Below are 18,693 nucleotides of genomic sequence, written 5' to 3' on the forward strand. Positions count from 1 at the left end.
GTCAGGTGCGGACGGGTTCCTGTGAGAGGTCGGGAGAGGCCGGGGCCGTCGTCTGCGCGACGAAGGCTCCGGCCAGCACCATCGCGCCGCCGAGGAGCTGCGGGGCGGAGAGGTGCTCGCCGAGGAGGACCCAGCCGAGGGCCACCGCGACGACGGCCTCCAGGCAGGCGACGACGCCGGCGACCTGGGCGGACAGCCCCCGCACCGACACGACGCCCGTGGCGTAGGCGAAGACCGTCGCGACCAGCACCAGGTACGCCCACAGCAGGAACGCGGGCACGGAACCGCCGCCCAGCTCGGCGGCGCCCTTCAGCACCGCGAAGTCCATCTCCCACGGACGGGCCAGCACGGTGAGGAGCGCCGCGCCGATGAGGAAGCCGTAGACGATCAGACCGAGAGGGTCGGGTTCGTCGTCACCGCCCCGGTCGGCGAGCAGGAAGTAGCCCGCCTGGCAGCCCGCCGCGCACAACGCGAACGCCAGCCCCAGCGCGTCGAAGCCGAGCCCCGCCCACACCTCGACCACGCAGGCGAGTCCGGTGACGGCCAGCACCACGCCCAGGGCCGCGCGCCACGTCACCGCACGGCCGCGCACGAACCGCACCCAGCCGAGGATGATCACCGGGGAGAGGTACTCCACCAGCAGCGCGACGCCCACCGGGATGCGCGACAGCGCCGCGAAGTAGAACGCCTGCACCCCCGCGATCCCCAGCAGCGCGAACCCGGCGAGCAGCGCGGGCCGCTCCCGCAGCAGCGCCCGGTGCCGCCAGGCCAGCGGCGACAGCACCAGCGCCGCTCCCGCGACCCGCAGCCACACCACGTGCGTCGGCGCCAGCCCCGCCGAGATCAACGGCTTGGCCGCGATGCCCGAACTCCCGAACGCCAGCGCCGAGACCAGGGCGAAACCCAACATGCTCTGCTTCGTGGCGTTCTCCGCTACCGCGACCATCCCCCCATGATGACAGGAACCAACCCGCGTTCACTCATGTCCCCGGGCGGGAGAACCCGACACCGAGCCCACGCGACAACCCGGCTGCCGCCCGCCCCGGCCGAAAGGCCCCCACGGACGCCGCCCCGCCCGGTGCGGACATCGGTTCGGGGTGGGGAATCTCAGCGGCGGAGGGACTTGCAGGGGTCGGGGGAGCCGGCCAGGACGGAGGCGAGCAGGTCGCGCAGGTGCTCCTTCTCCGTTTCGACCTGCCCGAAGAGGGCGTGGGCCTGGGCCCGGCCGCGGGCGCGCAGCTCCGCCTGCCCGCGCTCGCCCTCCTCGGTGAGGACGACGTGCTTGACCCGGCGGTCGGCGGGGTCGGGGCGGCGGGCGACCAGGCCGCGGCGCTCCAGGCCGTCGACGATGCCCGTCACGTTGGAGGGTTCGCAGGACAGCCACTCGGCCAGCTCGCGCATCGGCGTGGGCGCCGACAGGTTGGCCAGCACGAGGGCCTGCGCGGGGGGAAGCCCCAGTTCCGCCGCCGCCGCGTTGAAACCACCGCGCAGCCGCCCCGCCACATGGAAGATCAGCTCGCTCAGCTCGTCTGCGATGGGATCGGCTTCCGCACTCATATCCCCAGCATAAGGGCGACTTCATCAGCTCAACTGTTCAGGTCCTTAAGTAATAGGCTATGCTCCGGGAAAGCTTCAGGACCTTAACCATGGAATCTCTGAAGTATCGAGTGACCGAAGGAGTCGGCATGGTGGATCAGAACGGCGGGGCCCCACCCGCCCGCACACGTACGCGCGACCGCGCCCTCGCGGTGGCGGGGGCGGTCGTGGCGGCCGTCGTGGTCTGGGCGGTGGGCGAGCCGCTGTTCGGCCAGGAGCTGGTCGTCGAGCAGCCCGGTCAGGAGCCGCGCGATCTCGGAGCGGGCGCCTTCCTGGTCTTCTCGCTGCTCTCCGCGCTGCTGGGATGGGCGCTGCTGGCGGTCCTGGAACGGGTGACCCCGCACGCCGCGCGGATCTGGACGGCCGTCGCCGTGGTCGTGCTGGTGCTGTCGTTCCTGCCGGTGGCCGGCGTGGAGGCGTCCGGCGGGGCCAAGGCGGTGCTCGCGCTCGCGCACCTGGCGGTCGGCGCCGTCCTCATCCCCCTCTTCTGGCGGTCGACCCGGGAGACGGGCCGATGACGGCGGAAGAGGTCTTCGACAATCCCACCGGATGGGTGGCCAAGCACATCCGCACCTATGTCGAGAGCGGCGGGAGGAAAGGGCACGACTATCAGGGCTGGCCGACTCTGCTGCTCACCACGCGGGGGCACCGGTCGGGACTGCTGCGGCGGACGGCGCTGATCTACGGCCGGGACGGGGACCGCCACCTGCTGGTGGCGTCCAACGGCGGGGCCGCGGAGCACCCCGGCTGGTACCGGAACCTGAGCGTGGAGCCCGAGGTCGGGGTGCAGGTGCGGGAAGAGGAGTTCACCGCGCGGGCGCGCACCGCGTCAGCGGAGGAGAAGCCGGGGCTGTGGGAGGTGATGGTCGACGTCTTCCCCCAGTACGCGAAGTACCAGGAGAAAACCGCACGGGACATCCCCGTGGTCGTCCTCGAACGGGTGTGAGCCGCCACCGGGTCCTCGCACCCGGTGGCAGGCAGCGACACCTCTCGTCGAGAAGACGGGCTCAGGTGGTGACCAGCACCTCGTTGACGTTCTCCTCGGCCACCTGGAGGCGGACGCCGGAGACGACGGCGTGCAGGGCGCGCAGGGCGGCGCCGCCGTGGTTGCCCCAGTGGTTGAGGTAGCTGTACTGCCACCACCACAGGGCCTCCAGCGGACGTCCCGCCTGGTAGTGGCGCAGGCCGTGGACGAGGTCGGACGCGATGTCCACCAGGTCGTCGGACAGCCGGTAGGAGGTGAGCTCCGGGTCCTTGTAGGGGTCGAAGACCTCGGTGTACTCGTCCACGACGGCCAGGCGCTCGGCCAGGCCCTGGCGGACGACGTCCAGGTCGGGGTCCTCGCTCATCTCGGGCTCCCAGTTGTCGGGGAGCACCACGTCGGGGCTGGCGCCGAGCTGGGCACCGGCCAGCATGACCTGCGAGGTCTCCAGCAGGAGCAGGGAGACCGTCTGCTGGCCGCCCTCTCCGCGCGCGCAGCGTTCCAGGCCGGCCAGGTAGTTCTCCACGTGCACGACCAGCCGGCCTGCCAGCTCGGCCCAGTCCTTGGGGGTGTTCTCACTAGACATCGAGCAGTCTCCGTCCTTCGAAAGCGCGTCCCAGCGTGACTTCGTCGGCGTACTCAAGATCCCCGCCCACCGGCAGTCCACTGGCCAGGCGGGTGACCTTCAAGTTCATCGGCTTCACCAGCCGGGCCAGGTACGTCGCGGTGGCCTCGCCTTCGAGGTTGGGGTCGGTGGCGAGGATCAACTCGGTCACCTCTCCGTCGGCGAGCCTCTGCATCAGTTCCCTGACCCGCAGGTCTTCCGGACCTACCCCCTCAATCGGACTGATCGCACCTCCCAGCACGTGATACGTACCACGGAACTCACGGGTCTTCTCGATCGCGATGACGTCCTTGGACTCCTCGACCACGCAGATGACCGCCCGGTCACGCCGTACGTCCCGGCAGATCCGGCATTCGGCGTCCTCGGCGACGTTCCCGCAGATCCGGCAGAACCTGACCTTGTCCTTCACCTCGCGCAGCGCGTCGGCGAGCCGGTTCACGTCGGCGGGATCGGCGTTGAGCAGGTGGAACGCGATGCGCTGCGCTCCCTTGGGCCCGACGCCGGGCAGCCGGCCCAGCTCGTCGATCAGGTTCTGGACGACACCTTCATACATACTTAAAACCCCGGCAAGCCCGGCATTCCGGGCATCTGAGTGAGCGGTCCCATCTTCTCCTGCTGCAGCTCCGCCGCCGTGTGCGTCGCCTCGCGGATCGCCGCGACGACGAGGTCCCCCACGGTCTCGGCGGTCTCCGCCGGGTCGTCGGCGTCGATCAGCTTCGGATCGATGACGATCTCCACGACCTCGCCCTGCCCGTTGACAGTCGCCGTGACCAGGCCGCCGCCCGCGCTGCCCTTCACCTCCGCGCGCGCCAGCTCCTCCTGGGCGGCGAACAGCTGCTCCTGCATCTTCTGCGCCTGCTGCAGCAGGGCCTGGAAATCAAGCTGGCCACCGGGTTCCACTGGTCATCCCCTCCACGACTCGGACTTACGAGCCTACGGCGTCCGCCCGCAAAGCGATACGACCCCGGGGCCGTCAGGGATGGTCGATCTCCCTGATCACCCGGGCTCCGAGCTCCCGCTGGAGCAGCGCCAGACCGCTGACCGCCCCGTTCGCCGGGGGCCCGCCGCCCTCGACGTCCGCGTCCTCCTCGTCCATCGGCGCCTCGGGCGGCGGCGGGAGCGGCTCGGACGGCTGCGGCACCGGCGGTGCCTGCGGTGCCGACGGTGCGGCCGGAGCCTGCCGGGCGGGCGGAGCGGACGCCGCGGGCGGGGCGGCGGCCGGAGCCGGACGCTGGGGGCTCTGGCGCGGCTGCTCCCACGTCGGCGGCGCGGGCGGGGCGGCCGGACGCGCCGCGGCGGGGAGCGAGCCGCCCAGCACCGCGTCGATCCGCCAGTCCACGCCGAGCCCCTCGCGCAGCACCTCGGCGAGCACCCCCTCACGCCGCCCCATGGTGAAGTTCTTGCGCTTGCCGTCGTTCTCGAACGCGATCGTCAGGAGGTTGCCCTCCACGGACGCCGGCGCGACGCCCTCCATGATCGTCATCCAGGCGACGCGGCTCCTGCGCTGCACCGCCTCGAGGATCTGCGGCCAGCGCTGCCGAACGACGTTCACGTCGATCCCGCCCGCGGCGGACGGCGCGGGGGCCGCGGAAGCCGCCTCGACCGGAGCGCCCCACCCGTCGTCCGCCACCGGACGGGACGGGGCGGGACGGGCCTCCTGCCGGGGGGCCTGACCCGCCTGAGCAGGCCCGGAAGCGTGAGACGCCCCGGGCGCACGCCCTGGCTCGGACGTAGAAGCCGCCCCAGGCGCGTGCCCCGCCTCGGGAGCATGTCCCGCCGCAGGTGCGTGCCCCGATGCGGGCGCGCCTCCCGACCCTGGCGCATGCCCCATCGCGGGCGCGCCTCCTGCCCCGGGCGCGTGCCCGGTTCCAGACGTACTTCCTGCCGCGGACGCGCCTCCGGCCCCGGACACGTGTCCTGCCATGGGCGCGCCTCCCGCCGCGGACATGCCTCCCGCCGTAGGTGCGCCGCCCGCACCGGGCGCATGCCCGGGGCCGGACGCGCCTCCCGGCGCAGGCGTGCGTCCCGGCTCGGGTCCGCGGGGCGGAGATCCGGGCGTACGCGTCGCCGGTTCCGGGGTGAAGGAACGGAGTTCGGCGGCTTGGGGGGCCGCGGCGCGCGGGGCGGCCATCGGCGGGCCGCTGCGCTCCAGCCGGTCGATGCGGGCCAGCAGCGACGTCTCGTCGGTGTAGGCGCCAGGCAGCAGGATCCGGGCGCTGATCAGCTCCAGCAGGAGCCGGGGCGAGGTCGCCCCGCGCATCTCGGTGAGCCCGGTGTGCAGCAGGTCGGCGGCCCGCGCCAGGTCGGCGGGGCCCATCGCCGCGGCCTGCGCCGCCATGCGCTCCAACTCGTCCACGGGACCGTCGATCAGCCCGGTGCCAGCGGCCTCCGGGACGTTCGCCATGATCACCAGGTCGCGGAAGCGGCCGAGGAGGTCGGCGGTGAACCGGCGCGGGTCCTGGCCGCTCTCGATCACCCGGTCGATCGCCGCGAACACCGCGGCGCCGTCCCGCGCGCCGAACGCGTCGACGACCTCGTCCAGCAGCGTCGCGTCGGTGTACCCGAGCAGGGAGACGGCGCGCGTGTAGGTGATGCCGTCCTCGTCGGAGCCGGCGAGCAGCTGGTCCAGGATCGACAGCGAGTCGCGCGCGGACCCGGCGCCCGCCCGCACCACCAGCGGCAGCGCCGAGGTCTCGTACGGGACCTTCTCCGACTGGAGGATCTCCTCCAGCAGCTCCTGGAGCGTCTTGGGCGGGATCAGCCGGAACGGGTAGTGGTGGGTGCGCGACCGGATCGTCCCGATGACCTTCTCGGGCTCGGTCGTGGCGAACACGAACTTCAGGTGCGGCGGGGGCTCCTCGACGAGCTTCAGCAGGGCGTTGAAGCCCTCCCGGGTGACCATGTGGGCCTCGTCGATGATGTACACCTTGAACCGGGACGAGACCGGCGCGAAGAAGGCGCGCTCCCGCAGGTCGCGGGCGTCGTCCACACCGCCGTGGGACGCGGCGTCGATCTCGATCACGTCCAGGTGGCCGGCCCCGCCGGGTCCCAGCGCCGTGCACGACTCGCACACCCCGCACGGGTCGGGGGTGGGCCCCTGCTCGCAGTTCAGCGACCGGGCGAGGATGCGCGCGCTGGAGGTCTTCCCGCAGCCGCGCGGCCCGCTGAAGAGGTAGGCGTGGTTGACACGGCCGTTCCGGAGCGCCTGCTGCAGCGGCTCGGCGACGTGCTCCTGGCCCTTCAGCTCGCCGAAGGTGGCCGGTCGGTACTTGCGGTAGAGAGCAAGACTCATCACGGGCCCCGTCCGTCCTAGACGCAAAAGGACCCCCCGCGCACCCGCCAGAGCCTGCTTATCCTTGCTGCCTTCCGGCCCTGGGGAGGTTCACAAGATGACGCCACGCGAGGGGTCTGCCCAGAGTCTATGTCATCCGCTCCCCGGCCGCGTACAGTCCCAGCCATGTCCCACGTCTTTCACATCGCCACCCGCTCCGCCTGGGCCGGTGTGACCGAGAACACCCCCTACACGATGTCCACTCTGGACAGGACCCTGGCGGAAGAGGGCTTCATCCACTGCTCCGCCACCCAGGACCAGGTCGCCCGCGTCCTCACCCGCCACTACCAGGGCGTTCCCGACCTCCTCCTCCTGACGATCGACCCCCGCCACCTCGACATCCGCTTCGAGCCCGCCCCCGACTCCCCCGACGAGCTCTACCCCCACCTCTACGGCCCCCTCCCCAAGTCCGCCGTCATAGAGGTCCGTCCACTCCCCGACAACCGGTAGGCTGTCCCACGGAGGATTCGCCTAGTGGCCTAGGGCGCACGCTTGGAAAGCGTGTTGGGTGCAAGCCCTCACGAGTTCGAATCTCGTATCCTCCGCCAAGTGCCTCGCCGGGCACTGAAACGAAGGCCCCTCGCGGGAAACCGCTGACGGGGCCTTTGTTTGTTTCTCCCCGGCGCTCCCGGCCGCTCCTGGAGACCCCACCCCTGTCGATGATGTGGCATCCACGCTGGGCAGGGCTAATCGCTTGATACCGGAACACGCAGAAGCGTTTTCGTCGATCATGGAGCGATGGCGATAAGGGCAGACTTTGCCTCGGTACTGCAGCTGAAGCTGGTCGAGGCCGAGGCGGTCGACGCCAAGTTGCTCGCCGGTATCAAATCGGCCATTGCTCATCTGGCCAGCAGGACGGGTGGCCATCGGCGTGGTGGCCGGAAGCTGCTGGAGATTCTGGAGAGTTGTCGGCGACAGGCCGCAGAGGTCGGGGAGTGGCACGTCGTCCGGCTGATCCAAGACACGATCGACTACTCCGAGGGCAGGATCCTCAAGCCGGTCTTCGAAGAGAACTACCGGCTCTTCCAGGACGGAAAACGCTCGGAGACCAACCGGGACTTCGCGGCACGCAGTATGCAGAGCATGACCAGATGGGCAGCAGAGACGTCAGCGGAGTTCCTCACGGCGAGGCCGGACGCGTCGGTCGCGGATCTCGTCGAGCATTTCCAGGGGCTCGCGGCGGACGCGGAGGTGCTGGACGCGCCGCCGGACCGGCCCGGACGGTACCGGATACTGCGGGGGCGGGCCGAGTTGGTCGTGTGGCTCGAGCGGATCATGCGCGATCGCGTCGACGTGGAGGACGCCAGGGAGGCCGCCCGGCGGATCTCGCTGACACCCGAGGCGGTGGCGTTCCTGGCCGACGACTCCGAAGGGCGGATCCTGCTCAGGGCCGTCGAGCTGCAGCGTCGCGCTGCCGGACTGGTGGGCCTGCGTTCCGTCGTCGAGGACCCTCTGGCATCCGAGTCGGAACTTCAGGGCGCGTTGACGAGTCGGCACTGGATCTTCGGAGGCCGCTTCATCGGCCATGAACCGGCCTATCGGCGGCTGGTGCCGGGTAACGAGTACGACATTCCGCTCGTACGCGGTGACGGCACGCTGCATGTGGTCGAGATCAAACGGTCCGCGGGCCTGAAAGGCCCACTGGTGAAAGAGCACCGAGGTGCCTGGGTGGCCGCCGCTCCGGTGCACGATGCCGTCAGCCAAGCCATGGACTACCTGATGGGGCTCGACGAGCACAGGCTTCGGATCCGACGAGAAATCGGGCTTGAGACGCGGCGGGCGAATGCGATGGTGCTCATCGGCCACCCGCTTCGCCATCCCGAGATACCGGAGGAGGCGATCAATGAGGCGCTGCGCACGTTGAACTCGCACCTGAGTCGTATCGAGGTGCTCACGTACAAGGATCTGCTCGACAGTGCCGAAAGGTCGCTCGCTCTACCGGAGGGTGACACTCCGGCGGGGTGAACGCCGGAGTCCTCAGGGCGGTCCGAGGATCTGCCCGTCTTCGTCCGCATCTACCTCGACGGCCCCTGCTGCCGGCATCCTGCTCATCCCACAGCGACCCCTCGATCGGCCTCGCGCTATCCTCCCCAAGCCCAAAGAAGTCTTCGTCGAGTTCTTGACCAGCGGAATTGCCATGACCGGCCGAGGTCGAGATCGGCTGCCACCTACGCCCCGGAGGCCCTGTTGCGCAAGCTCTTCATCATGGCCGCGATTTCGCTTGTCGCTCTTGGCTGCTCTGCGGAAAAAGAGGCCCGGTCCGCGGCTCCGGCGAAGTCGCAGCCGTCGGCGGTGAAGAGCGAGGAGCTCGTGGAGGTGCAGCCGAAGACGAAAGCAGCGGTGCGAGAAGTCGCGCAGACCAACTTCGACGCCTACGCGACCGGTGATTATGGCGACTCCTACGACCTCTGGACCGAGTCCGCCAAGAAGTTCGTGACCCGCCAGAACTACGTCAAGGCGTACAAGCTCTGCCCGTCGATCGCCGAAGGCGTCCCCTTCAAGATCAGTTCCATTCAACTTGCTCCGGACCGCCTCAGCGCCAAGGTGCGCACGACACGGACCATGGGTATCAGCGTCGCCGCGTCCTACACCTATGTCTACGAGAACAGCGAATGGCGCTGGCAGCCGGATCAGAAGATCCTCGCGCCCTACAAGGCGGGCAGGACACCGCAGCAGCTCGCGGCGGCTTGGCAGAAGGATGGACGCTGCGCCAAGAAGTGATCGGCTGTCCCCGCTGCATCGCATCGGTCGTGCGAAGTGTTGGCCGGTGCGGTGCAGCGGGGCGGTGCGGGGTCAGTTCGAGGGGGTGCCGGCCGGAGCGGTGGCGGTGAGGGGGCCCGGTCGTACGACGGTCGCGTAGTAGCCCACGTTGTGGGCGAAGTCGCGGTGGACCGTGCGCAGGAGGGTTCGGTCGGTGGGGAGGCCCTGGCGGGGGTGGGAGATCATCACGCAGCGGGGGCAGGGGGTCTCGATCCGTATCACGGCGTCGCCGAGTCGCAGTTCGCGGCCCGTCCAGTCCTCGTCCGCTTCGGCGGGGCCGTCCACGACGAGGTTGGGGCGGAGTCTGCGGGTGTCGACCGGGTGGTCCAGGGCCGCGGCGAGTGCGTCGAGGGTGCCGGTGGTGACGAGGTGGACGGGGTAGGCGTCGAAGTAGCTGCCGGGGATCGTCTGGAATTCGGCGAGTTCGGGCGGGAGTTGTGAGATGTCGGGGAGGTCGACGGGGTCCGTGACGCCGAACAGGTCGGTCAGGTAGCCGACCACGTCCTCGGGGTAGACCCGCTGGTAGTGCTCGCGCCGGTCCTCGGGGAGGCGCGGCCACAGTGTCACGTCGAGGCCCAGGTACTCGGTCAGCGCCTCGTGCACGTCGCCGTCCTCGGAGGTGACCGTGCGCATTCCGGGCAGCCGCAGCTCGACCGGAGGTGAGGGCTCTCCGGGAGTGGCCGGACGTGTGTACCGCGCCTCGACGTCGAGGAGCGCGGGGAGCGAGCGCGCGTCGGCGATGCACTTCCGCTTCTCGTCCCGGACCGCCCAGCCCCGGTCGCCGACGAAGCCGTCGGCGGTCAGGTCGCAGGCTTCGAGGCGGATGCCCGCCATGCTCTTGACGGGGTAGTGCCAGATCTCCCGCACGGTCGCCGTGTCGATGTGCCCGCTCGCCATCACGCAGTTCCTCTCGGTGTTCGCCGGTCCCCCGTAGCCACTGCGCCGCACAGTACAGTTGACGGAGCGTCCAATTCGAGCCGAGGCCGGGACGCCATGGCGAGGAGAGCGGCGGAACCATGGAGCCCGTCTTCTCGCGGCGTTGTCACCTTGCACCACGGCCTCCCTCCGTCGCGCGGGGGAGGCGGGAGATGGGTCGCTTCGGCGATGTCCGGGACGGGGAGCCGGGGCGAGGATTCCGGCATGAACGCTTCTTTCTCTTTTGTCGTCGCGCCGGTTCTGGTGGTCGTCTACGGGGTCGTGCGGTTGCTGGACGGGATGGACGGGGAGCGGGGGCCCGGGCTCGCCTGGACGGTCGGCCATCTCGCGTTCTTCGGTGCGCTGTTTCTGTTCGTTCCGGTGCTCTGGGAGATGCGGCGACTGGCGGGGCGGGGGGTGTTCGCCACGGCGACGGCCGTCTGCGCCACCGTCGGTGTCGTGTGCGCCGTCGTGCAGATCGGGATCGACCTCGTCGTCGGGGCGCTGGCCGCGGACCATGACGACATGAGCCGGATGTTCGGTGAAGTGCAGGATGTGCCGGGGGTCGAGCTCGCCGTCTACGCGGTGGGGCCGGTGCTGTTCTTCTTCGGGCTGCTCGTGGCGGCCTGCCATCTGGCGGTGGTCCGCGCCGTGCCGGCCTGGCAGGCGGGGGCGGTCGTGCTCAGCGTGCTGGCCTCGTTCCTGGGGCTGGACCTGCTGCCGGTCACGGGTGTGCTGCTGCTCGTCGGGCTCGCCCCGCTGGCCCGCCGTCCCGTTCTGTCCGCGACCGCGTGAGGCGGCCGTGAAGTCCGATCATGAAAGAATCCAGCATGTCCGTCTCGCGGCTTCGCCGGCTGGCGCGTTCGCCCTGGTCGGACGTGGTGCTCGCGGTGGGGGTCTCCGGCGCGCAGGTCGCACCGCTGCTGTTCCAGCAGAGCGTCAGCGGGCTCCCCTGGCACTGGTGGGGGTACGTGGTGGCGGTGGGGGCGTCGCTCCCCCTGGCAGCGCGGCGCCGTGCGCCGGTGGTGGTCCTGCTGCTGTGCGTCTCCTTCTCCGGTCTCTACGATCTCGCCGAGCCGCTGGCGTCGCAGCCGCTCTGGTACGGGGCGCTCATCGCGCTGTACGGGGTGGCGGCCGGCTGCCCGCTTCGGACGCGGTTGGCGATGCTCACGGTGATGTGCCTGATCGGTCTGGTCACGGTCGGTTCGCCGGACACCGCGACGCGGGGCATCGTCCTGTACGTCGCCGCGTACGCGCTGGGCAGGGCCTCGGCCGGGTCCCGCGCGCAGGCGGCCGCGCTCGCCGAACGCGCCCTCCGCCTGGAGCGCGAGCGCCGGATGGACGAGGAGCGCGCCGCCGAACGGGAACGCGCCCGCATCGCCCGTGACATGCACGATGTCCTGGCGCACTCGATCAGCCTCATGGTCGTCCAGGCCGAGGCGGGCCCGGTCGTGCTGGAGTCGGCGCCCGACCGCGCTTCGGCGGCGTTCGACGCGATCGCCGACACCGGCCGCGACGCCCTGGACCAGCTGCGCCGGATGTTGTCCGTCCTCAAAGACGACGCCTCGCGCTCTCCTCAGCCGACAGTCCGCGAGCTGCCCGCGCTCGTCCGCCAGGTCGCCGGAGCCGGATTGGAGGTGCGGTACGACGTGGAGGGCACGCCACGTCCACTGCCCGTCGACTGCGACGTCGCGGCGTACCGGATCGTGCAGGAGGCGCTGACCAACATCGTCAAGCACGCCGGAGCCGCCCGCGCCGAAGTGCGGTTGGGCTGGCACGCCGACGCGCTGGAAGTACGTGTCGTCGACGACGGCCGCGGCGCGGGGACGTTCCTGCCGTCCGGCCGTAACGGCACGGGGACGGTCCTGCCGTCCGGCGGCAACGGGCTGATCGGTATCCGCGAGCGGGCGGCTTCTTGCGGCGGGACGGCGACGGCGGGCCCGCGGGCGGACGACCGGCCGGGTTTCGAGGTGAGCGCGCGGCTGCCCGTGACCGTGCCGGGAGAGGAGGCGGCGGTATGACGATCCGCGTCGTGGTGGCCGACGACCAGGAGCTGGTCCGCGCCGGATTCGCGATGATCCTGGACGCGCAGCCCGATATCGAGGTCGTCGCGGAGGCCGGAGACGGCTTCGAGGCGGTCGGCGCGACCCGGGAGCACGGTCCCGACGTCGTCCTGCTCGACATCCGGATGCCGGGAATGAACGGTATCGACGCCGCCCGGACCGTCCGGGCCGAGACGTCCGCCCGGGTCATCATGCTGACCACCTTCGGGCAGGACGACTACGTCTTCGACGCCCTGCGCGCGGGCGCGAGCGGCTTCCTGCTCAAGGACGTGCGGCGGGACGACCTCGTGCACGCCGTCCGTGTCGTCGCCGCGGGCGAGTCGCTGCTCTCGCCGTCGGTCACCCGCACCCTGATCGCCGCCTTCACCTCCGGTTCGGCCGTACCCCCGGCCCGCACCGAACGGCTGGACGTCCTCACCGCCCGCGAACGCGAGACGCTGCGGCTGCTCGCCGGCGGCCTGTCCAACGCCGAGATCGCCGCGCGGTTCGTGGTGAGCGAGCACACCGTGAAGACGCACGTCAGCAACGTCCTGGCCAAACTCGGGCTCCGCGACCGCGTCCAGGCCGTGATCGCCGCCTACGAGACCGGCCTCATGGTCCCCGGCCGCCTCACGGACTGACCCGGCGGTCAGTCCGTGGCGAAACGGGAGCCGATCAGGGCGAGGGCCTGCTGCTGGGCCGGGTTGAGGACGGCGGCGCAGTAGTCGTCGAGGAGGAAGGAGTACTCCTCGAGGAGGTGCGGGACCGCCCCTTGGACGGTGTCGGTGAGGTCCTGCACGACGGGGGCGAAGGCGGCCGTGAAGTCCTCGGCGAAGGCGGTGATCTCCTCGGGGGAGGCGGCGGGGTCGAGGGCGGCGAAGCGGAGGTTCAGGGAGGCCAGCGCGGGGAGCAGGTCGGGAGCGCTCAGCCGCTCGTAGAAGCGCTGCATCCCGGGCATCCCGGAGTCGCCCAGGAGGTGGGACAGGAGGACCGTCTGGTCGCGGTCGAAGGCGGCCAGTTCGAATGAGGGGTAGGAGCCCGCGGCGAGCGCCAGGAAGCGTGCCGTCTCCGGTGGCGAGTCCGGTGGTGCGCCCACCGCGCGGATCATGGCGATGAGCCGGCGGCGCCGTGTCAGCCGGTCGATCTCGGCGGCGAGCTCGGCGTCGATCCGGTCGAGGACGTCCGCGCCGTCGTCGCCGGAGTCGTCGAGCAGGGACGGCATCCGCTCCAGCGGGACGCCGAGGGCGGCCAGCCGCTTGATCCGCAGCACGCGGATCACGTCCCGCACGCCGTACCGGCGGTAGCCGTTGGACGATCTGGGCGGTTCGTCGAGAACGCCGACCTGGTGGTAGTGGCGGAGGGCGCGGACGGACACTCCGGCGATCCTCGCGAGTTCCCCGCTCCTCACGGCCGCACCTCCTCCACCGCGGTTCCCTCCTCCAGCGTACGGAGCGCGCGGGACCTCAGCGCGGCGGCCGCCGCGACCACCCACACCGCCGTCAGGACCGCCGCCGCCGTGTCCGTGCCCGCCGCCTCGGTCAGGGCCGCGGCGGCGAAGATCGCGACCGGCGCCGCCGCCGTCATCATCGCGTTCTGGATCCCCATGATCCTTCCGCGCGCCTCCTCGGGCGTCCGCTCGATCATCAGCACCCCGAGCAGGCCGTTGAACAGCCCGCTCGACAGACCCACCGTGAAGGACCCGGCGAGCACGGACCCGGCGGACGGAACGGCCATGAGCACGACCCCGGCCGTCACCCCCGCCATTCCGCTCACGAACCAAGCGCGACGCGGCCCGCGGCTCCCCGCCATCGCGTAGACCGCTCCGCCGACGAGCGCGCCCAGCGCCATCGCGCTCAGCACGAGGCCGAGGAATCCGGGGCGGTCGACGAACGAGACCGGCAGGATCAGCGCCTGGAACGCCACGAGCACGAGCAGGGCCGCGAGGCTCAGTCCCGTGACGGCCAGCAGGAACGGGCTGCGCGTCAACGCCGTCCACCCTTCCCTCAGCCGCGGCGGGCCCGCGAGACCATCGTTCGCTCCGACGCCCCGCGGAATGAGCAGCGTGACGAGCGCCGCCGCGAGCGAAGCCGCCGCGGTGATCCACAGGACCGCCGCACCGCCGTACAGCGCCATCAAGCCGCCCGCCGCGGCGGGCCCCACCAGCATCGCGAGCGCGCCCAGGCTCTCCCGCAGGCCCGTGAGCCGCTCGACGCCCATCCCCCCGTGCCGCACGACCGCCGGAAGCAGCGCCTCCCGCGCCGTCAGCCCGGGCACGTCTCCCAGCGACCCGAGCAGCGCGCTCGCAACGAACCACCCCAGGCTCAACTCCCCCACCAGTTCGACCAGCGGCAGGATGCCGATCGCCGCCGCCGACACCACGTCCGCGAGGACGGACGCCGTCCGCCGGTCGATCCGGTCGATCACCACCCCGGTGAACAGTCCCGCCAGAACGGCGGGCACCACCGCCGCCCCGGCGACGATCCCCGCTCCCCAGGCACTGCCCGTCACCTGCAGCACGACCAGCGGCAACACCACCCCCGCCAGGGAGTTCCCCGCCATGGACAGCGCATATGAGGCGAGATAAGCCCACGAAACGACTTTCACGCACCCCACCCAAAACCCCGACGCAACGTCGGAGTCAAGCCCTCGCCCTCGGGACCCGGGACCGTGGCCGCCGCCCGAGCGTGCCGACGACTCCGGCCCTAGAAAACATGAGACTGTTTCATGTATTTTCGTGGCCCACGCCACATGAGGGAGCACACCGTGCCGCCGCGCCACCTTCCGATCTTGACCACCGGGACCCTCGCCGCTCTCATCGTCGCGGGAGCCCTGCTCGATCCGGTCGGGTACTTCTCCCTCTACGGCATGCCGGGGCGGCTCCTTCCCGCGACGCGCTGGCAGGCGGCGCTGCCGCTCCAGGTGCCCGTCCTGCTCGGCCTCACCTACCTGGTGACGCGGACGTTCTCCCATCTGCCGCGTCGCCGCCGGTTCGCCACGGTATGGGCGGGAATCGTGTTGTCAGCGCTGGTAGCGAAGTTCGTCATGACGGTCGCGGCGTCCGCACCGCTGCTGAACCTCGCCGACCTGGCCTGGGCGACCTCCTACACGGTGTTCAAAGCCGGGCTCTACGCCCTGCCCCCGGCTGCCGTCGTGCTCGCCGGACGGCCCCTGGCAGAGGTCCGCGACCAGCCGCCGGCCGCGCCTCACCGGTGGACGGCCGCCCTGGTCACGGTCGTGGCGGCCGGGACCGGGGAGTGGTCGGCGGCCCACTGGAACACCGACCTTCCGGACGGAGTACCGTCGCTCTCCCCGTCCGTCGGCGCGCTCGGCCTCGCCGGTGGGCTCGTGATCTTCTTCCTCGCATTGTCGCGCGCCCTGCACACGTTCGGGAGCCGCGCCCGCGACCGCGTCGGAACCTTCTTCGCCGCCTGGCTGGCGACGCTCTGGGCGGGCGCCGCGCTCGGCCTCGCGCAGGTGCTCGTGCTGATCGCCGTCGACGGCTTCGGCAGCCCGCTGCGCGTGCCGGTCTCGCTGTACTTGCGGGTCAGTGAGGGAGTCGCGCTCGGCGCGGCCCTCGGCCCGATCACCGCCATCACCGCCATCGCCGCGCTCGCCGCTCTGCGCCACGCCCATCGCGTCCGCGCCGCGACCGCCCGACTCATCACGGTCGGCATCGCGTCGGCCGTCACCGCCGGATCGCTGGCCGCCGCGGGTGACGCGGCCACCTCGGAGCGACCGCCGCCGACGGGGGCGGTCTCCGGCGAACTGCTGCCGCTGAGCGCGGTCCGCGGTGAGAACCCGCGCATCGTGGACTCCGCCGGACGCCAGGTACTTCTGCGGGGGATCAACGTCAACCAGTTGGTCGACTTCTACGCGCCGCGGCCGGACGTGCCCGCGACCGTTCCGCTCACCGAGGCCGACTTCGTGCGGATGGCCGAACTCGGCTTCAACGTGGTGCGGCTCGGCTTCTCGTGGTCGAAGGTCGAGCCCGAACGCGGTCGCTACGACCAGGAGTATCTGCGCCGCCTCGATGAGGCCGTCGCGCTGGCCGAGAAGCACGGCATGTACACGGTGCTCGACATGCACCAGGACGGCTGGTCCAACGAACCGACTCCCGCCGGGACGACCTGCCCCCGCGGAACCTCCGAGATGTGGGGATATGACGGCGCACCCGACTGGGCGACGATCACCGATGGCGCGCCGCGCTGCCAGTTCACCGGACGCGACCTGTCCCCTGCCGGCAACCGCGCCTTCACCAACTTCTACTTCGACCGCGACGGCGTGCAGACCCGGTTCGTCGAGGTGTGGGCCATGCTCGCGGCCCGCTACGGCGATGAACCGGCGATCGCCGGTTTCGACCCGCTGAACGAGCCGGGCTTCGCCGAACTGGCCCCGGTCACCTCGACGCTGCTGCTCGGCAAGGTCTACGACCGGGTACTGAACCGGATCCGCCGCGTTGAGTCCCGCCGCCACCTGTTCTTCTTCGAGCCGAGCATCTTCTGGTCGGGCCTGGGCTTCGACGCGATGCCGCGCGGCACGTTCCGCGACGACCCCGACCTGGTGTTCAGCCCCCGCCTGTACGCCGAGTCGATCACCATGGACGCCTCGCTCGGGCTGCCCGCGATCACCGACCTGGAGCACGGCTTCACCCTGGCGAAGCGCGTCGCGGGCGACCTGCCGCTGTGGAGCGGCGAGTGGGGCTTCTGGGGCGGGCTCCTGGAGATCCGGGACAGAGTGCGCCGATACGCCCGCGCCGAGGACGCCCACCGGATCGGCGGTGCGTTCTGGGTGTGGAAGCAGGCCTGCGGCGACCCGCAGAACGGCATCGGGCCGATCGGCAACGGGCTCAACAAGATCGACTGTGCCGCGAACACCGCACTGCCGCGCGAGCCGGTGACCGCCGCCGAGGTGTCGCGGGCCTATCCCCGGGCGGTGCCCGGAGAGCTCACGTCGTTGAGGTCATCGGTACGGGACCTCGCACTGACCGGCACGGCGAGCCGCGGGGACTGCACGGTGGACGTCTGGGTGCCGGGCGCCGAGACGCCCGAGACGACGGCCGTGAACATCGCGGACCTGACGGCGAAGCAGGCGCCCGGCGGCTGGCGGGTCACCGGTTGCGCGTCGGGGAACTACCGCCTCACCACCCGGTGACCTCCTCTTCTGCCACCGCACGGGGACGGCGGCCGGTCACACCGTCGCCTTCTCCTGCTCCTCCACGTGCTGCGGCATGCCGGCCTTCCGTTTGCGGACGTAGCGGACGACCTCCACGAGGGCGGTGATGCCGATGGCGATGCCCAGGCCGAGCAGCAGGCCCTTGAACGGGTCCTCTTCGAAGGCCACTCCGCCGATGTAGCCGACGAGCACCGAGTAGACGGCCCAGCTCAGCCCGGCGAGCACGTCGAAGAGGAAGAAGCGGCGGAACGGGTAGCGGGCGGCGCCCAGCGTCAGGGTGGTGGCGGTACGGCCGCCGGGGATGTAGCGGGCGACGACGAGGATGAGGCCGCCGCGTTCGGCGACCTCCTTGCGCGCCCAGCGGAACGCCTTGCCGTTCTTGATCCTGCGGGTGCCGCCGGCTCCGCGGCCCAGCCAGTAGGAGATGTGGTCGCCGCAGATCGCGCCCACCGCCGCCACCGGGATGACCAGCAGCGCGTCGGGCTCACCCGTCGAGGCGGCGAACGCGCCCGTCGTGATGACCAGCGTCTCGCTCGGCACCACCGGGAAGAACCCGTCGAGCATCGCGATGCCGAAGACCAGCAGATAGATCCACGGCGATGTGATGAGGCCGTGCGCGAAGTCCAGAATCGCCTCGGTCATCCGGCCCACCCCGCGCTACCCCGTACCGTCACCGCGATCCCCCGTGTCACTCGTTCGCCCCTCACGCCATCATCACCTGCAACGTTCCTGACGAATCTACGAGTCACGGAGAATCCTCCGCTTCCCCCAGAAGTCGCCCGCACCCCCTGACTTTCGTCAGGGTCGCTGGTGAGACGCCGGTGACAGGGGAGGTGTTCGGAGACCGCTCACTGCCAGGTCGCGTGGGTCGGGCGCAGCACCAGGACGACGCGGCGCGGGGCGTCGCCGACCGGGGCGTCGTAGGGCAGGTCGTAGCGCCTGGCGAGCACGTCGAAGAACTCTCCGGAGGGGTCCGGCTCGACCCGTTCGACGACACCGCGGACCTCCAAATAGCGGTACGGCCGCTCCGGATCGTTGACCGAGACCGCCACCCGTGCGTCCTGGACGACGTTGAGGTGCTTGCGCCGGTCGGTCGTGGTCGTGAAGCGCAGGACCTCGCCGTCCCAGACCTGCCAGACCGGGGTGACCTGCGGGGAGCCGTCGGGGTTCAGCGTCGCCAGGTGGGCGAAGAGGGGTCGGTTCAGCAGGTCCTCGTGCGATGCGGGGATCATGGGTTCTCCAAGCTTTGTCAGTTATCAAAGCTTTTATA

General features: G+C 71.0%; 20 protein-coding genes, 1 tRNA gene and 1 other RNA gene. 10 read left to right on the forward strand and 12 right to left on the reverse strand.

What is annotated here, in order from left to right; all coding sequences use genetic code 11:
- Nucleotide 1: 1 nt before the first annotated feature.
- Together ABD140_RS04495 and ABD140_RS04500 are read right to left on the reverse strand one after the other, a co-directional pair.
- Nucleotides 2–946, reverse strand: a complete 945-nt coding sequence (locus ABD140_RS04495) for an EamA family transporter (protein ID WP_344236978.1) — start codon at nucleotides 944–946, stop codon at nucleotides 2–4.
- 161 nt (nucleotides 947–1,107) lie between these two features.
- Complete coding sequence (locus tag ABD140_RS04500) at nucleotides 1,108–1,557, reverse strand: MarR family winged helix-turn-helix transcriptional regulator (RefSeq protein WP_344236980.1); 450 nt, start codon at nucleotides 1,555–1,557, stop codon at nucleotides 1,108–1,110.
- A 128-nt stretch (nucleotides 1,558–1,685) separates the two neighbouring features.
- Here ABD140_RS04500 and ABD140_RS04505 point away from each other — a divergent pair, with 128 nt between their 5' ends.
- Together ABD140_RS04505 and ABD140_RS04510 are read left to right on the forward strand one after the other, a co-directional pair.
- Nucleotides 1,686–2,114: a DUF6069 family protein gene (locus ABD140_RS04505; RefSeq protein WP_344236982.1), complete on the forward strand. Its 429-nt coding sequence runs from the start codon at nucleotides 1,686–1,688 to the stop codon at nucleotides 2,112–2,114.
- A complete protein-coding gene (locus ABD140_RS04510) occupies nucleotides 2,111–2,542 on the forward strand; it encodes a nitroreductase family deazaflavin-dependent oxidoreductase (RefSeq protein ID WP_344236984.1) in 432 nt (143 codons plus the stop codon). Before ABD140_RS04505 ends, ABD140_RS04510 begins: the two co-directional genes overlap by 4 nt.
- Nucleotides 2,543–2,603: 61 nt before the next feature.
- On the opposite strand, the gene ABD140_RS04515 is transcribed toward ABD140_RS04510, so the two are convergent.
- The 5 genes from ABD140_RS04515 to ffs form a co-directional block, all read right to left on the reverse strand.
- The gene (locus ABD140_RS04515) at nucleotides 2,604–3,164 is read right to left on the reverse strand and encodes a DUF5063 domain-containing protein (RefSeq protein WP_344236986.1); all 561 of its coding nucleotides are present in this window, start codon (nucleotides 3,162–3,164) and stop codon (nucleotides 2,604–2,606) included.
- Nucleotides 3,157–3,756, reverse strand: coding sequence for a recombination mediator RecR (recR, locus tag ABD140_RS04520; protein ID WP_344236988.1), 600 nt, complete (start codon nucleotides 3,754–3,756; stop codon nucleotides 3,157–3,159). The genes ABD140_RS04515 and recR overlap by 8 nt, the downstream gene beginning before the upstream one ends.
- Before the next feature lie 2 nt (nucleotides 3,757–3,758).
- Complete coding sequence (locus tag ABD140_RS04525; RefSeq protein ID WP_344236990.1) at nucleotides 3,759–4,103, reverse strand: YbaB/EbfC family nucleoid-associated protein; 345 nt, start codon at nucleotides 4,101–4,103, stop codon at nucleotides 3,759–3,761.
- 73 nt (nucleotides 4,104–4,176) lie between these two features.
- Nucleotides 4,177–6,495, reverse strand: a complete 2,319-nt coding sequence (locus ABD140_RS04530) for a DNA polymerase III subunit gamma and tau (RefSeq protein WP_344236992.1) — start codon at nucleotides 6,493–6,495, stop codon at nucleotides 4,177–4,179.
- 24 nt (nucleotides 6,496–6,519) lie between these two features.
- An RNA gene (gene ffs / locus ABD140_RS04535) (signal recognition particle sRNA small type) lies at nucleotides 6,520–6,615 on the reverse strand.
- A 45-nt stretch (nucleotides 6,616–6,660) separates the two neighbouring features.
- Here ffs and ABD140_RS04540 point away from each other — a divergent pair.
- From ABD140_RS04540 to ABD140_RS04555, 4 genes are all read left to right on the forward strand, one after another.
- Nucleotides 6,661–6,984 carry a DUF952 domain-containing protein gene (locus tag ABD140_RS04540; RefSeq protein WP_344236994.1) on the forward strand — a complete coding sequence of 108 codons (324 nt, stop codon included), beginning with the start codon at nucleotides 6,661–6,663 and terminating at the stop codon, nucleotides 6,982–6,984.
- 10 nt (nucleotides 6,985–6,994) lie between these two features.
- A tRNA-Ser gene (locus tag ABD140_RS04545) sits at nucleotides 6,995–7,082 on the forward strand.
- 190 nt (nucleotides 7,083–7,272) lie between these two features.
- Nucleotides 7,273–8,499, forward strand: a complete 1,227-nt coding sequence (locus ABD140_RS04550) for a Shedu anti-phage system protein SduA domain-containing protein (protein WP_344236996.1) — start codon at nucleotides 7,273–7,275, stop codon at nucleotides 8,497–8,499.
- 222 nt (nucleotides 8,500–8,721) lie between these two features.
- Nucleotides 8,722–9,255, forward strand: a complete 534-nt coding sequence (locus ABD140_RS04555; RefSeq protein WP_344236998.1) for a hypothetical protein — start codon at nucleotides 8,722–8,724, stop codon at nucleotides 9,253–9,255.
- 72 nt (nucleotides 9,256–9,327) lie between these two features.
- Here the strand turns inward: ABD140_RS04555 and ABD140_RS04560 are convergent, their stop codons facing one another.
- A complete protein-coding gene (locus ABD140_RS04560) occupies nucleotides 9,328–10,191 on the reverse strand; it encodes an MOSC domain-containing protein (RefSeq protein WP_344237000.1) in 864 nt (287 codons plus the stop codon).
- A 243-nt stretch (nucleotides 10,192–10,434) separates the two neighbouring features.
- On the opposite strand from ABD140_RS04560, the gene ABD140_RS04565 reads away from it, so the two are divergent.
- The 3 genes from ABD140_RS04565 to ABD140_RS04575 are packed head-to-tail and all read left to right on the forward strand — an operon-like array spanning nucleotide 10,435 to nucleotide 12,892.
- Nucleotides 10,435–11,004, forward strand: coding sequence for a heme-copper oxidase family protein (locus ABD140_RS04565; protein ID WP_344237002.1), 570 nt, complete (start codon nucleotides 10,435–10,437; stop codon nucleotides 11,002–11,004).
- 20 nt (nucleotides 11,005–11,024) lie between these two features.
- Nucleotides 11,025–12,230, forward strand: a complete 1,206-nt coding sequence (locus ABD140_RS04570; RefSeq protein WP_344237004.1) for a sensor histidine kinase — start codon at nucleotides 11,025–11,027, stop codon at nucleotides 12,228–12,230.
- Nucleotides 12,227–12,892 carry a response regulator gene (locus tag ABD140_RS04575; protein WP_344237006.1) on the forward strand — a complete coding sequence of 222 codons (666 nt, stop codon included), beginning with the start codon at nucleotides 12,227–12,229 and terminating at the stop codon, nucleotides 12,890–12,892. Before ABD140_RS04570 ends, ABD140_RS04575 begins: the two co-directional genes overlap by 4 nt.
- 8 nt (nucleotides 12,893–12,900) lie before the next feature.
- Here the strand turns inward: ABD140_RS04575 and ABD140_RS04580 are convergent, their stop codons facing one another.
- Both ABD140_RS04580 and ABD140_RS04585 read right to left on the reverse strand, forming a co-directional pair.
- Nucleotides 12,901–13,659 (reverse strand): MerR family transcriptional regulator, encoded by a 759-nt coding sequence (locus ABD140_RS04580; protein WP_344237008.1) that lies wholly within the window; start codon nucleotides 13,657–13,659, stop codon nucleotides 12,901–12,903.
- On the reverse strand, nucleotides 13,656–15,029 hold the full coding sequence (locus tag ABD140_RS04585) for an MFS transporter (protein ID WP_344237009.1): 1,374 nt from the start codon (nucleotides 15,027–15,029) through the stop codon (nucleotides 13,656–13,658). The genes ABD140_RS04580 and ABD140_RS04585 overlap by 4 nt, the downstream gene beginning before the upstream one ends.
- Nucleotides 15,030–15,038: 9 nt before the next feature.
- Between ABD140_RS04585 and ABD140_RS04590 the strand changes: the two genes are divergently transcribed.
- Nucleotides 15,039–17,402: a cellulase family glycosylhydrolase gene (locus ABD140_RS04590; protein WP_344237010.1), complete on the forward strand. Its 2,364-nt coding sequence runs from the start codon at nucleotides 15,039–15,041 to the stop codon at nucleotides 17,400–17,402.
- A 36-nt stretch (nucleotides 17,403–17,438) separates the two neighbouring features.
- Here ABD140_RS04590 and ABD140_RS04595 read toward each other — a convergent pair whose 3' ends face one another.
- Both ABD140_RS04595 and ABD140_RS04600 read right to left on the reverse strand, forming a co-directional pair.
- Nucleotides 17,439–18,065, reverse strand: coding sequence for a DedA family protein (locus tag ABD140_RS04595; RefSeq protein ID WP_344237012.1), 627 nt, complete (start codon nucleotides 18,063–18,065; stop codon nucleotides 17,439–17,441).
- Nucleotides 18,066–18,271: 206 nt separating this feature from the next.
- A complete protein-coding gene (locus tag ABD140_RS04600) occupies nucleotides 18,272–18,655 on the reverse strand; it encodes a PPOX class F420-dependent oxidoreductase (protein ID WP_344237014.1) in 384 nt (127 codons plus the stop codon).
- Nucleotides 18,656–18,693 lie beyond the last annotated feature (38 nt).

The sequence above is a fragment of the Actinocorallia libanotica genome (assembly GCF_039525175.1).
GTDB classification, from domain to species: domain Bacteria; phylum Actinomycetota; class Actinomycetes; order Streptosporangiales; family Streptosporangiaceae; genus Actinocorallia; species Actinocorallia libanotica.

Bases quoted from the DNA above. Each gene is read 5' to 3' on its own strand.
- ABD140_RS04600 (WP_344237014.1), bottom strand. From the start codon at position 18,655: ATGATCCCCGCATCGCACGAGGACCTGCTGAACCGACCCCTCTTCGCC.
- ABD140_RS04560 (WP_344237000.1), bottom strand. From the start codon at position 10,191: ATGGCGAGCGGGCACATCGACACGGCGACCGTGCGGGAGATCTGGCAC.
- ABD140_RS04500 (WP_344236980.1), bottom strand. From the start codon at position 1,557: ATGAGTGCGGAAGCCGATCCCATCGCAGACGAGCTGAGCGAGCTGATC.
- ABD140_RS04530 (WP_344236992.1), bottom strand. From the start codon at position 6,495: ATGAGTCTTGCTCTCTACCGCAAGTACCGACCGGCCACCTTCGGCGAG.
- recR (WP_344236988.1), bottom strand. From the start codon at position 3,756: ATGTATGAAGGTGTCGTCCAGAACCTGATCGACGAGCTGGGCCGGCTG.
- ABD140_RS04575 (WP_344237006.1), top strand. From the start codon at position 12,227: ATGACGATCCGCGTCGTGGTGGCCGACGACCAGGAGCTGGTCCGCGCC.
- ABD140_RS04505 (WP_344236982.1), top strand. From the start codon at position 1,686: ATGGTGGATCAGAACGGCGGGGCCCCACCCGCCCGCACACGTACGCGC.
- ABD140_RS04495 (WP_344236978.1), bottom strand. From the start codon at position 946: ATGGTCGCGGTAGCGGAGAACGCCACGAAGCAGAGCATGTTGGGTTTC.
- ABD140_RS04540 (WP_344236994.1), top strand. From the start codon at position 6,661: ATGTCCCACGTCTTTCACATCGCCACCCGCTCCGCCTGGGCCGGTGTG.
- ABD140_RS04515 (WP_344236986.1), bottom strand. From the start codon at position 3,164: ATGTCTAGTGAGAACACCCCCAAGGACTGGGCCGAGCTGGCAGGCCGG.
- ABD140_RS04565 (WP_344237002.1), top strand. From the start codon at position 10,435: ATGAACGCTTCTTTCTCTTTTGTCGTCGCGCCGGTTCTGGTGGTCGTC.
- ABD140_RS04595 (WP_344237012.1), bottom strand. From the start codon at position 18,065: ATGACCGAGGCGATTCTGGACTTCGCGCACGGCCTCATCACATCGCCG.
- ABD140_RS04570 (WP_344237004.1), top strand. From the start codon at position 11,025: ATGAAAGAATCCAGCATGTCCGTCTCGCGGCTTCGCCGGCTGGCGCGT.
- ABD140_RS04550 (WP_344236996.1), top strand. From the start codon at position 7,273: ATGGCGATAAGGGCAGACTTTGCCTCGGTACTGCAGCTGAAGCTGGTC.
- ABD140_RS04510 (WP_344236984.1), top strand. From the start codon at position 2,111: ATGACGGCGGAAGAGGTCTTCGACAATCCCACCGGATGGGTGGCCAAG.